We start from the raw sequence: 12,702 nt of genomic DNA on the forward strand, positions 1-12,702 counted from the left end.
AGTGCTACCGCCAGTGGTTCGATCAGGGCGCCCTCTTCTAGCGCCATATCACCAATAGGGTGTACCCAACGTTTTTCAACCACGATGGACTGGGCCATACCACCGCCCCGACCGGAAATGCCGATGAAGCCCATTTGCTCACACAAGTTGTACTGACCCTGCTGACAGGCCCAACATGTGCCATCGACCATGAGTGGCTCTACGACCACGCGATCGCCAACCTGCACGTGATCGACGTCGTGGGCGACTTCAGTGACGACACCAGAAAACTCATGCCCAAACACCACCGGTAGTACTTCGCCTGAAAGCGCGTGCGGTTCGCTATCGGTGGGAGCCGGCGGTAGCGGTCCAGAGAAAAAGAGGGAGAGGTCAGACCCACACAGACCATTGAATGCCGGCGCAATTTTTACCGAGCCATCGACGAGCTCAGGCTCTGGGATATCTTCGATGCGGACATCTTCTGTTCCGTAATATCTGACTGTTTTCAATGCAACAACCTCTCAAGATGCGGCCGGAAAATGCCTGTGCTCCTATTCTTTCACCAGGGCAATTGGCCTTCAAGCACGCTGATCTGCAGGCGCAATGTTGCAAGGCCAGCAAACGTCACAGTCCACCTGTCATGTATACATACAAGTGTTCGACGCCGGGAAAAGAATTCTTTGAACTGATCGGGACACACAGGAAATGCTAGGAGATAGACTGCGCGCTGAGCACTGAAAAAACGTCACTGCCAGCCACACGTCTTCGGTGCTGCAGTAGGAAAGTTGGGAGAAAGTGTAGAGCCCTGCAAACTCCACAGAGTTTGCAGGGCTATCCTGGCGGAGGCGGGGGGATTCGAACCCCCGGTCCGCGTTTAAACAGACCCTTCATTAGCAGTGAAGTCCAATCGGCCTCTCTGGCACGCCTCCGAGTTACTTGCGCGTTTCCGCGTCTAAATAACCCTTTTACCATATCGGACGAAAACGGATAGAGCAAAACGAACCTGGCGCTCCCCTGGAATGTCTCCCGTCAGTTTGTCATGCACATCACAGGCGACTAATGTGTGATCCACGCAATGTATACATAAATGGTCTAATGGACAACATCGCGAAGTTTGCGAAGGAGCAGCATGGGTGAAGAAAAGTCGCAACAATCAGGTACCACCTACCGTGCAGTATTTGACCGGTCGGTTCGCCAACCCGCAGATTTCTGGCTCGAACAGGCAGATCTGCTCGATTGGCATACAGCACCTACCCGAGGGCTCGACTATGACGGGGCAGAGTCGTGGAAATGGTATCCCGATGGTCACCTGAACATCACGTACCAAGCATTAGACCGGTGGGTGAAAAATGGCCGAGGTGATCAACCCGCCGTTATCTGGGATTCGGCCATGACCGACCAGAAAGTCACCTATACTTACGCCGAACTGCTGGATCAGGTTGCGAGATTGGCCGCGGCACTGCGTGCCCAAGGGATTGAACGCGGGGACCGGGTACTGATCTACATGCCCATGATCCCTGAAGCCCTGATTGCCATGTTGGCCGTTGCGCGTCTTGGCGCTATCCATGTCGTCACCTTCGGCGGGTTTGCTCCCAAAGAAGTTGCCACCCGTCTTGATGATGCCCAAGCCAAAGCAGTCATTGCCGCCAACGGTGGTATTGAACCGTCGAGGCCTATTCGCTATCTTCCGAATGTCGCTGAAGCCATCGAAATGGCCCAGCACAAGCCTCAGGTTGTGCTGGTCAAACAGCGTCCGCAGATTGATGACAACATTGCCGATTTTGATTCGTCCTGGCTGGACTTTGATGAACAGCTGACCACGCACCAGCCGATCGATGCGGTACCGGTGGCAGCAACTGATCCGCTGTATTTCCTGCACACATCTGGGACAACCTCGAAGCCTAAGGCGGTGATCCGTGACCACGGCGGGTATGCGGTGTCTTCGGCTTGGTCGGTGCCTCAGGTGTATGACGTAGCGGCGGGGGAGACCATGTTCGTGGCCTCCGATGTTGGTTGGGTTGTGGGCCACACCTACATTGTGTATGCGCCGCTGATCGCTGGTGCTACGACCGTGGTCTATGAGGGCAAGCCCGTGGGGACTCCGGATGCAGGCGCATTCTGGCGAGTAGCTTCCGAGCACCAGGCAAAGATGATTTTCTCCGCACCAACGGCATACCGTGCTATCCGTGCTGCGGATCCAGCGGGAGAGCAGTGGAAAAAATACGATATGTCCGCGCTGGAGAATGTGTTCTCAGCCGGTGAGCGGCTCGATGAGGATACCTACCACTGGTTGGCGGAAGTCACTGGCAAGCCGGTAGTGGACCACTGGTGGCAGACCGAAACCGGTTGGCCCATTGTGGCAAACATGCGAGGACTGGATCCGATGCCGATGAAACCTGGTTCGCCCTCGGTGCCCGTGCCCGGCTATGACGTCGGTGTGGTCAATCCGCTGGGTGAGCCTCTTGGACCGGGTAACGAAGGCAATATTGTCATCAGGCTACCTCTACCGCCCGGTGCCATGGTGGGGCTGTACGGTGAGCCGGAACGCTTCCATTCGTCGTATATGGCTGCTTTCCCGGGCTTCTACGAAACCGGTGATACCGGATATATCGACGACGACGGTTACGTTTTTGTGCTGGGCCGTTCCGACGACGTCATCAATGTCGCAGGCCACCGGCTGTCCACCGGCACGTTGGAGTCAGTCATAGCTGATCACCCGGTCGTTGCCGAAACCGCTGTCATCGGTGTGGCAGACGGTATCAAGGGGCAAAAACCTGTTGCCTATGTGGTGTTGACCGCCGGTGCAGACATCACGCCTGAACAACTGTCGAAAGAACTGGTTGCCAAAGTACGCAAAGACTTCGGTGCAGTGGCGGCCTTCCGCGATGTCGAGGTTGTCTCGGCGCTGCCGAAGACCCGTTCAGGCAAGATTCTGCGCCGGACGATGCGCTCCATTGTCGAGGGCGAGGAGTTCTCCGCACCCGCGACCATCGATGATCCGGATGTACTGGAATCCTTTGCCGGACAAACCCGGCGCTGGGAGATCTAGAGGGCATTGGAGACCTCATCGGCTGCTGCTTGCAGTGCAGGCAGCAGTTCGGTGAGATCCTCGGGCGTATGCTGAGTCACCGCAATCGACGTGTTCATCGCGGCAACGGTTTTTCCGGCCCGATTGCGAATTGGGACCGCCACGGAGGCCAGGCCGACCTCGAGTTCCTCGGTAATCACAGCGAATCCTTGCGCGCGGATTTTAGAGATCTCGCTCCGCAGCCATGACGGGTCAGTCATGGTGTAGTCGGTGACCTCGGTTAGATCCGCTTGGGCGAAATACGCTTCGAGCTCGGCGTCGGATAAACCGGCTAACAGCACGCGACCCATGGAGGTGGCATAGGCGGGAAAACGAGTTCCCACCGTGATGTTGATCCGCATGATCGAAGTGGTTTCTTGCCGGGCAATATAGACGACATCGGTGGTATCGAGCACGGATACCGAGGTGGATTGTCCCAGTTGCTTCGACAGGTTCGCCAAGACCGGATCGACCAGTTCTACCAGCGGCTGGGAAGACAAGTAAGCAAAACCCAGGTTCATCACCTTTGGGGTCAGCTGAAAACTCTTATCACCGGCCCTCATGTACCCCAGAGACACTAAGGTATGGAGGAAACGCCGCACGGTTGCACGAGAAAGGCCGGTGGCTTCTGCAGCTTCGGTGAGTGTCATCGTCGGCGTTTGCCCAAAGGCCTCGATGACCTCGAGGCCTCGGGCAAACGACTGAACGAATAAGCCCGTATTATTTGCTGGTTGCATCAACGAAGTGGATGTCGGACTTTGAGGACAGCTCCTCGAAGCTCAGACCAAACAGTGCCAGTACTTCAACGGTGCCGGAATCTGAGAGTTCGAAGATACCATGATCGGTGTACAAGCGGGAAACGCAGCCGACACCGGTCAGTGGATAGGTAGCTTCTGGTACCAGTTTGATGTCGCCGTCACGGGTAAACAGGTTCATCATCACATAGACGCGTTTGGCGCCGATGGCCAAGTCCATGGCTCCACCGACAGCCGGGATCGCGTCTTCAGCGCCCGTGTGCCAGTTCGCCAGGTCGCCGGTTGCCGAGACCTGGAAGGCTCCCAGCACACAGACATCGAGGTGGCCGCCGCGCATGATCGCAAATGAGTCGGCCTGGTGGAAGAACGCTGCACCAGGGGTTTCGGTCACCGGGACTTTGCCGGCGTTAATCAGATCGATGTCAACTTCGGACTCCTCGGCAGCCCGCCCCATGCCCAGCATGCCGTTTTCGGTGTGCAGGGTAACATCGTGTTCGGAGGTCAGGTAGTTGGATACCAGAGTTGGTTGTCCGATGCCGAGATTGACGAATGAACCGGCTTCGATGTCGTCGGCGACGAGCTGTGCCAGGGTATTACGGTCAACTTTTTCGCTACGTAGCATTATTTCGCTCCTTGTGCACGCTCGCGTGCGGCCAGTTCAGTGGACTGGGTTTGAATGGCGACCATCACATCGGTGTAGATCGATGTGGTCACAATGTTTTCTGGATCAAGGGTTCCGGTCGGCAGAATCTCTTCGACCTGTGCAATGGTTTGCTTGGCCGCGGTAGCCATGACCGGACCGAAGTTGCGTGCCGTCTTGCGGTACACCAGGTTGCCTTTTTCGTCGGCCTGGAACGCTTTGATCAGTGCGACGTCACCGTGGATCGGGTACTCCAGCACATAGTTGCGACCGTTGATCTCACGAACTTCTTTGCCTTCGGCCAGTCGCGTCCCGTAACCGGTTGGTGTAAAGAAAGCGCCAATACCAGCCCCGGCGGCACGCAGACGCTCGGCAAGGTTGCCCTGCGGTACGAGTTCTAACTCAATTTCGCCGGCACGGTAGGCCTCATCGAAATGCCAGGAGTCAGACTGGCGGGGGAAGGAGCAAATAATCTTGTTGACGCGGCGCTCTTTAATCAAGAGGGCCAGGCCGGCGTCAGCCTGGCCGGCGTTATTATTGACGACGGTTAGGTCCTTTGCGCCTGACTCCAACAGGGCTTCGATGAGTTCCATGGGCTGGCCGGCATCGCCGAAACCACCCATGAGCACCGTTGAGCCGTCAGAAATATTGGCGACCGCATCGGCAGCGGTATCTGCAATCTTAGTCATATCGTTTCCTTTACTCAGTGGCGTCTTCGTTTTCAACCACCATGGCAACACCCTGGCCCACACCAACGCACAGTGCGGCCAGACCCCAACGGCGGTTTTCAGCTTTCAATCGACGTGCCAGGGTGCCCAGCACGCGGGAGCCCGAGGCACCCAGCGGGTGGCCTAGCGCAATTGCGCCGCCCCAAGCGTTCACACGCTCATCGTCCAGGGCAATGCCCCAGGAGTCCAGGTTGACCAGCACTTGTGCGGCGAAAGCTTCGTTGAGCTCTATGGCCCCGATCTGGTCCCAGGTAATGCCTGCGCGCTCTAGTGCCAGGTTGGCAGCTGGTACCGGTGCTTCGCCAAAGTACTGTGGTTCATTGGCTGCGACACCGCGGGAGACGACGCGCACCAGTGGGTCAGCGCCCAGGGTGGTGGCAGCTTGTTCGGAACCCATCAGGACTACACCGGCGCCATCGTTCATGGACGATGCGTTGCCGGCGGTTACGGTGCCGTTCTCTTGACGGAACACCGTGCGAAGGCCAGACAGCGTGTCAACGGTGGTTTCTGGGCGAATGGTTTCGTCGCGGGTCACCTCATCGATGGGCACGACGAGGTTGTCGTAATGGCCGGCTTCCCACGCGGCATTGGCCCGCTGGTGTGACAGTGCGGCGTATTGGTCCTGGCGGTCACGGGAGACTTCGTATTTTTCAACGAGTTGCTCGGTTGCCTCACCAAGTGAAACGGTCCATGCCTTGGGCATGTCTGGGTTGATCAGGCGCCAGCCCAGCGTGGTGGAGACCATCTGGCTGTTGCCGGCGGGGTAGGCGCGCTCTGGCTTCGGCATGACATATGGGGCACGCGACATAGATTCGGTTCCACCGGTAATCACCAGCTGGTTGTCGCCGGATCCGATTGAATAACTACCGTGGAAGGCGGCGTCCAGGGACGAGCCGCACAGGCGGTTGACGGTCACACCTGGAATGGAGGTCGGCAGGCCGGCCAGCAGGGTGGCCATGCGGGCGACGTTGCGGTTTTCTTCACCGGCGCCGTTGGCATTACCAAAGACGACGTCGTCGATGGCGTTGCGATCCAGGTTCGGGTAGCGCTCGAAAAGTTTAGTGATGACGGTTGCGGCGAGATCATCCGGGCGAACACCGGCGAGTCCGCCGCCGAGCCGACCAAAGGGAGTGCGTAATGCGTCGTAAATATATACCTGCTGCATGATTCCTTCCGAGCCTGAAGCAAAAACATTATGTTCGCTGTGCGAACTATAGTTCACTCTGCGATACTTTGAGTTTAGCTGATGCGACTGATGCGCGAAAGGGGTTCGTCACAAATGCGCTGAAGGTGATAAAAAATCCGGCCCAATCGGATGATTGGACCGGATTCATGTGGATCGAGACTAGGCTTCTTCGGTGTCGTATTCCGCCAGCGCCTGTTTGGCAACCGAGAATGCCACATTAGCAGCTGGTACCGAACAGTAGATGGCTGTTTGGAGCAGGATTTCCTTGATCTCATCGACGCTGAGTCCGTTGCGACGTGCTGCCTTGACGTGCATGGCGAGTTCATCCCAATACTTTCCAGCCACCATCGCGGTCAGCGTGACGGCCGAACGCATGCGACGGTCGAGCCCTGGGCGGGTCCAAATGGTGCCCCACGCATAGCGGGTGATCATCTCTTGGAAGTCCCTGGTGAAGTCGTCGGTATTGGCGTTGGCGCGATCAACGTGTCCATCGGACAGCACTTGGCGACGAACGGCCATGCCGGCATCATAAACTTCCGTGGTTGTTTGTTCATCGGAGGGCTGTTGTACGAGCTGGCCCGAGAAGAAGGCGTGCAAAATCTGTGCAGTGCCTTCGGGATCTTCGGTTGGTGCTTGATGCGCCACATTTTCCAATACGGCCATCTGACCGTGTTGAACGGTCGCGGCCACGTTTTCCGCGTGTTCCGGTGGTGACACCGGGTCTACTTCTCCGACTAGCGCCAACAGCGGCGTCTGAATTTCGGCCAGCTGGTCGGTCATATCGAAGTGCGACAGTGCGATCGAAGCGTGCGCGTAGGAGTGACGGTCCGCATTTTGAAGCGAGTGCAATAACGCGGTGGCTTCGGTCGGATGCGCATCGATGAAGCCCTCGGCAAACCAAGTTTTTGCCGAGCGTTCAACCATGGCCGGGGTACCTGCTGTGGATACATATTCGGCCCGCTCTTGCCACGCCTCAGGGGTGCCGAATTTTGGTGAGGAACACACCATTGCTACTCGTTCAAAAACATCGCCGTGGTTCGCTGCGATACGCTGCGCGACTGCTCCAGATAAAGAGACGCCGGCAAAGTATGCTTTTCGATCGGTGCCGTCAATGGCCTCGGAAGCTAAACGTGCAGCGATATTGGCGAGGTCATCGAGTTCCCACTGTTCTGTAGAGGCCTCGGAGCGTCCGTGACCGGGTAGGTCGTAGCCGAGGATTTCATAGTCGTTGGCCAACAGTTGTGCAGCTTTGCCCCACAGCGGCTCCACTGCGGTCCCGATGCCGGGTCCCAGAACGAGCAGTGGCTTGGCGGGGTTGTGGTCGGTGAACTGAATACCGGCGATCTTTGGTTCGGTCATGAGCTCCACTTTCTATAACGCGAATGTACTTCTGCCACGATACTCGCAGCGCCTCCCGTGTATCCGGAAGGATCCAATATTTTTTCAATAGCTTTCACGGTAACGACACCGTCTGGCAGCTGCGCCACCAGGGCCTGGGCAAGATCGTCGTCATTGGCCATGGCCGTAGTGCTGATGGACTCAACGAGTCGCTTGCCACTACCGGGTTCGGCTGCACCGTGGGCCTCAACGATGGGGGCCAACCACTGCGTGAGGCGCCCCAGGAACACGGCGTTGCCGTGAATGCCGAGGTTGTGACGCATCGCTTTGGCATGGACTTCTAGTCCGTCGGTGAGTTCAACCAGAATCTCACTGACCGCACCGGTGAGGCGCAATAGTCCACGCAGGGCCGACCACTCGGTATGCCAGCCGCCGTCGGCACGTTCGGCAGTATTCGAGATAATGCCGGTTTGTAGCGTGTTCAGCTGACCGCTGGCTTCCTGGGCCGCATGCTTGAGACGAATCGAAAGTACCGGGTTATTCTTATGCGGCATGGCCGACGATCCACCACGGCCGGGTTTGGTCGGTTCGGTCAGTTCTGCGTTCTCGGCTTGCACCGAAGTCAGCACATCGTTGGCGAGTTTAGCGGCCGCGGCCGTGACCTGGAACGCCGTCTGCCCCAGCTGGAGGACGGGGACCCGATTGGCATGCCAGACTGGAGCCGAGAGGAGGTTTAGCTCTTGGGCTAGCAGGTCACGCTGGCGATTTACCAGTTCCATGGGGTCGGCTTCGGGCTGATCGGCTTTGAAATAGTCCACCCACCAGGTCGAGGTGCCAACTGCGCCACCCCACTGGAGCGGAAGATTGTCCACTACGGTCTCAAAATGTTGGCTGGCGCTGCCGAGCGCTTCGACCCACTGGGAAACGCGGTAGCCGAAGGTAATGGGCTGGGCATGTTGATCCAGCGAGCGCCCGATCATCACGGTGTGGGCGTGCTCGGTGGCCATTGCAGAGAGCTGACGAACCGCAGTTTTCATATTTGTCAGAATGTGTTCGCCGGCCCGAGAAGCTACCAACATCAAAGCGGTGTCAATAATGTCTTGGGAGGTCGCCCCCCTGTGCACGTATTGGGCGGCCGCCGCCTGGTGGGTACTAACGTTGTCACGTAGTGCACTTAGCAGCGGGATGAGGGCATTGGCGCCGTCGGGGGTCTGTGCTGCGATGGCACCAAGATCATAGTCGCCGATATGACTGGCGGCGGCTACGGCGTCGTCGATGGTGGCAGGTGCGGTACCAAACCGAATTTGTGCACGGCACCAGGCCGCCTCCACATCGAGCATCGCTTGACCGAATGCGGAATCCGAGGTGAGCTCGGCGGCACGCGTACCGGCCCAAGCGGGATTGAGCAAGCCAAAATCGTCCACGGGAGTGTTCCTTTGATTGGGGTTAGACACAACGATACCCGCCCGAATCAACGAGCGGGTATCGCCAGGGAAACCTATGGTTTCGGGTAGTCCATACCTGGGTAGCTGAAAAACACGGTTTCGTTGTTGCCCTGCAGATGGATGTCGAAGATCAAGCGTTTGCCATCTCGCTTGGCAATCAGCGTTTCTGCGCGATCGCCGAGCGCCGACAGAGTCGCATCGTTTTCAAGACCCTCGGTCTCTGGAATGTATGCACGGGTGTGGAGCTTATTCAGCAAGCCACGGGCAAAGACGACGATGTGAATGAACGGGGCCTTGCCCTCATCAGTGGCGCCTGGCTGTACGGTAGTGAACCGGTACGTGCCCACGTTATCGGTGGTGCCTCGGCCCCAGCCGGTGAAAGCGAAGGGATCCCGGATCAGCGAGCCATCCTGTTTGGGGATATCGCCGTGTTCGTCGGCCTGCCAGATTTCAATCATGGCATCTGGGATCGGAGTGCCTTCGCCGTCAAAGACGGTACCGGTCAACTGGATCGCGCGGTCATCCGCCGGCGGGACAAGATGGTCGCCATCTTCGAATGGCAGGTGGACTTGCTCGGCGGCGTTAAAGTAGCCGAAGAAGGGGCCAATGGTTTGGCCCGGTGTTGGTGTCAGGTCATGAGTGGTCATGGTCTTCTTCCTCCATCCAGGTTTGCTGAGAGCCGGTCAGGATAATGTCCCAGCGGTACCCGGTGTTCCATTCGTGGCTGGTGATTGAGTGGTCGTAGGTTGCAACCAGACGGTCGCGGGCTTTTTGATCGGTGATCGACTGGTAAATCGGGTCCAGTGCAAACAATGGGTCACCGGGAAAATACATCTGGGTGATCATACGCTGAGTAAAATCAGTCCCGAACAGTGAGAAGTGCACGTGTGCTGGGCGCCAGGCGTTGTGGTGGTTTTTCCACGGGTATGGCGCAGGCTTGATGGTGGTGAACTCATACGTTCCGTCGTCACCGGTGATGGCACGCCCCACACCCGAGAAGTTTGGATCGATCGGGGCCGGGTGCTGGTCACGTTTGTGAATGTAGCGACCCGAAGCGTTTGCCTGCCATACTTCAATGAGCTGATTGCGCACCGGGCGGCCATTGCCGTCGAGTACGCGTCCACGAATGACTATGCGCTCGCCGAGTGGTTCGCCATTGTGCTGAATCGTGAGGTCTGATTCCAGCTGGTGGACATCACGGTGGCCAAATGCTGGTGAGTGCAATTCGATGGTTTCGGGATCGGTGTGGTGTAGATCCTTCGTGGGGTGCCGGAGCAGTGATGACCGGTAGGGCGGGTAATTCAGCCGCGGTTGCGTCTCTTCCTGCTTCGGGTCCGCTTTAACACGCTGTTCATAGGTCGTGCTAATGTCTTGAATTTCGGAGTTCAGGGTCTCTTGAGAGTCGGCCGTGGCCAATGGATCGAGTTTCGGACTATTGGTTGAAGTCACTTCGACATCCTTTCGTCGTGTGGTCGGGTTATTCGTGCGGCCAGCCGCAGTATGATTCAGCAAGATATTGACGCCCGTATTTGGAGCCCACAACGGTGTGTAACTCACCAATGGCGCGGCGGGTCTCGAAAGAGCTGGCGTCTTTTCGGGTGTGCAGCATGCTCGTCATCCAGTACGAGAAATTCTGGGCCTTCCAAACACGCTTCAGTGCAGTCTCTGAGTAGTTGTCGATTCCGGTGGAATCACCGGTATTGAAGAATTGCTCCAGTGCGGTGAATAAGACTTTCACATCGGCGAAGGCTAAGTTGAGACCTTTAGCGCCGGTGGGCGGAACGGTATGGCCGGCGTCGCCGGCCAGGAACAGGTTGCCCCAACGCATTGGTTCTGCCACGAATGAGCGGAACTTCAGCACAGTTTTTTCAAAGATCGGGCCGCGTTTGAGCTGAAAACCGTCTGGGCCATCGACGCGGGCCTGCAGTTCTGCCCAAATTTCGTCTTCGGTCCAGTCGTCTGGGTTCTCGTTTGGATCGCACTGGAAGTAATGGCGTTGTACTGTCTCATTGCGTTGGGAGATGAGTGCAAAACCCCGCGGGGAGTTGGCGTAGATCAGCTCTTCGGCGCTCGGTGGTGCTTCGGTCAAAATGCCGAACCAAGCGAAAGGATATTCGATCTTGTGCTCAACTCGTGTTTCGGAGGGGATAGCGCGACGGCAGAATGAACGTGAACCATCGGTTCCGACAATAAGGTCTGCTTCGATGAGACCGGGCTGACCATCAGCATCGGTGTAGTGAATTTTTGGGGTATCCGATTCGACGTCGCTCAGATCAGTGACGGTGTGTTCGTATCGAACATCGCCCTTGTCTCGGGCGCGAGCTGCCGCAAGATCGACGAATACTTCATTTTGTGGGTAGAGCCAAACGGATGCATCGATGAGCTCTTTGAAGTTAATGCGGTGTGATTCACCATCGAACCGCAGATCGATTCCGTGGTGTTCGTAGCCCATCTCTTGTACGCGAGAGTCCACACCGTAGTCGGTCAGCATTTTCACCGCACCGGTTTCAAGAATTCCGGCGCGATGAGTGTTCTTGATGGTTTCGTAGTCCCGGGATTCCAGCACAATATTGTCGATACCGGCACGTGACAGCAGATGCGATAACATCAGCCCGGCTGGTCCGCCACCGACGATACCCACCTGGGTGGATTCTGCTTGAGTGCTCACGAAAACTCCTGTCGCTTCATTTGCAAGATGGTGTCTCTAACAGTGTGTGTCATGCATCGTGCAGTATGCCACTGGATTCTCAGGCAGTGAGAATTATTCGGTTTCCGGGACTGGATGAAGCGCACGTGCGAGTCCGCGGGAGGCGGCCATCAAGACGGGAATTACGGCGGCGCGTTGCTCAAAATCTTCGGGGACGACCACTGAAATGGCTGCGATTGCAGTCCGGTTTTTACCACGCAACGTGTTGAAAACCGGTACCGCTGCACCGGTGGTGCCGTCATCGAGCATGCCGTCCAGCATGGAAAACCCCTCCCGGCGAATCTGCGCCAGGGTTGTGGTGATGCTACCGGAGGATGGGTAGGTCATCTTGGCGGCATTGGCGTGGGCAAGAAAATAATCGTCGATCACGTGAGGTGGTTGAAACGCTAACTGGACTAATCCCATCGACACTGTATGTATAGGCATCCGCGTGGCGACCGTCGCCTGATTGACCACAGAGTTCCGTGACGAGAGGCGCTCCACTACGAGGACCTCGTTGTCATCGAGTACCGACAGCTGAGTGTGTTGGCGAAAGATGGCTTGCACGTCGTCCAAAAATGGCATCGCCGCTGTGCGCAAGCTGACCGCAGGCGAAGATCGGGCAGCTAACTCCCAGAGTCGCATACCCAACCCGATCGTGCCGTCTGGGTAGCGCGTCAAGATGTCTTCGGCCGAAAGTTTCGATACTAGGCGATAAGCCGTTGCCAACGGGATATCGGTCACGTGCGCGAGGTCAGCTACGCTGAGTTGGCGGCGGCGCGCGTCGAAAGCAGACAGGATGCGCAGCACGCGGTCCAGTACGGTATCACCGGATGATGTGGTCATGACGCCTTTAGTCTATCCCGGCGACAGTTCTG

General features: G+C 57.3%; 12 protein-coding genes, 1 tRNA gene and 1 pseudogene. 1 reads left to right on the forward strand and 13 read right to left on the reverse strand.

All coding sequences use genetic code 11. The features are described 5' to 3' along the window. Together L0H14_RS04005 and L0H14_RS04010 are read right to left on the reverse strand one after the other, a co-directional pair. On the reverse strand, positions 1-488 hold a 488-nt coding region (locus L0H14_RS04005), incomplete at its 3' end, for an alcohol dehydrogenase catalytic domain-containing protein (protein ID WP_301421417.1). A gap of 328 nt (positions 489-816) precedes the next feature. After that, positions 817-908: transfer RNA gene (locus L0H14_RS04010), tRNA-Ser, on the reverse strand. Between the two features lie 200 nt (positions 909-1,108). Here L0H14_RS04010 and L0H14_RS04015 point away from each other — a divergent pair. Continuing rightward, entirely contained in the window at positions 1,109-3,028 is a 1,920-nt protein-coding gene (locus L0H14_RS04015; RefSeq protein ID WP_301416407.1) for an AMP-binding protein, read from the forward strand. Here L0H14_RS04015 and L0H14_RS04020 read toward each other — a convergent pair. The 11 genes and pseudogenes from L0H14_RS04020 to L0H14_RS04070 form a co-directional block, all read right to left on the reverse strand. Next, positions 3,025-3,783 (reverse strand): IclR family transcriptional regulator C-terminal domain-containing protein, encoded by a 759-nt coding sequence (locus L0H14_RS04020; RefSeq protein WP_301416404.1) that lies wholly within the window; start codon positions 3,781-3,783, stop codon positions 3,025-3,027. The genes L0H14_RS04015 and L0H14_RS04020 overlap by 4 nt on opposite strands. Further along, positions 3,767-4,423 (reverse strand): 3-oxoacid CoA-transferase subunit B, encoded by a 657-nt coding sequence (locus L0H14_RS04025; RefSeq protein WP_301421418.1) that lies wholly within the window; start codon positions 4,421-4,423, stop codon positions 3,767-3,769. Before L0H14_RS04025 ends, L0H14_RS04020 begins: the two co-directional genes overlap by 17 nt. Continuing rightward, on the reverse strand, positions 4,423-5,130 hold the full coding sequence (locus tag L0H14_RS04030) for a 3-oxoacid CoA-transferase subunit A (RefSeq protein WP_301416400.1): 708 nt from the start codon (positions 5,128-5,130) through the stop codon (positions 4,423-4,425). Before L0H14_RS04030 ends, L0H14_RS04025 begins: the two co-directional genes overlap by 1 nt. 10 nt (positions 5,131-5,140) lie before the next feature. Continuing rightward, complete coding sequence (locus tag L0H14_RS04035; protein ID WP_301416398.1) at positions 5,141-6,334, reverse strand: thiolase family protein; 1,194 nt, start codon at positions 6,332-6,334, stop codon at positions 5,141-5,143. Positions 6,335-6,514: 180 nt separating this feature from the next. Then, the gene (pcaC, locus tag L0H14_RS04040; RefSeq protein WP_301416475.1) at positions 6,515-6,952 is read right to left on the reverse strand and encodes a 4-carboxymuconolactone decarboxylase; all 438 of its coding nucleotides are present in this window, start codon (positions 6,950-6,952) and stop codon (positions 6,515-6,517) included. A 15-nt stretch (positions 6,953-6,967) separates the two neighbouring features. Further along, positions 6,968-7,714, reverse strand: a pseudogene (locus L0H14_RS04045) (alpha/beta fold hydrolase); the annotation flags it as partial. After that, positions 7,711-9,117, reverse strand: a complete 1,407-nt coding sequence (locus tag L0H14_RS04050) for a lyase family protein (protein WP_301416396.1) — start codon at positions 9,115-9,117, stop codon at positions 7,711-7,713. The pseudogene L0H14_RS04045 and the gene L0H14_RS04050, both read right to left, overlap by 4 nt. Before the next feature lie 74 nt (positions 9,118-9,191). Continuing rightward, on the reverse strand, positions 9,192-9,785 hold the full coding sequence (pcaG, locus tag L0H14_RS04055; RefSeq protein WP_301416394.1) for a protocatechuate 3,4-dioxygenase subunit alpha: 594 nt from the start codon (positions 9,783-9,785) through the stop codon (positions 9,192-9,194). Then, complete coding sequence (gene pcaH / locus L0H14_RS04060; RefSeq protein ID WP_301416392.1) at positions 9,772-10,587, reverse strand: protocatechuate 3,4-dioxygenase subunit beta; 816 nt, start codon at positions 10,585-10,587, stop codon at positions 9,772-9,774. Before pcaH ends, pcaG begins: the two co-directional genes overlap by 14 nt. Before the next feature lie 28 nt (positions 10,588-10,615). Next, positions 10,616-11,806 (reverse strand): 4-hydroxybenzoate 3-monooxygenase, encoded by a 1,191-nt coding sequence (locus L0H14_RS04065; RefSeq protein ID WP_301416390.1) that lies wholly within the window; start codon positions 11,804-11,806, stop codon positions 10,616-10,618. 93 nt (positions 11,807-11,899) lie between these two features. Beyond that, positions 11,900-12,670: an IclR family transcriptional regulator gene (locus L0H14_RS04070; protein WP_301416388.1), complete on the reverse strand. Its 771-nt coding sequence runs from the start codon at positions 12,668-12,670 to the stop codon at positions 11,900-11,902. Positions 12,671-12,702: the final 32 nt, after the last annotated feature.

Origin of the sequence: Yaniella sp. (assembly GCF_030453185.1) — a bacterium.
Classification (GTDB): Bacteria; Actinomycetota; Actinomycetes; order Actinomycetales; family Micrococcaceae; genus Yaniella.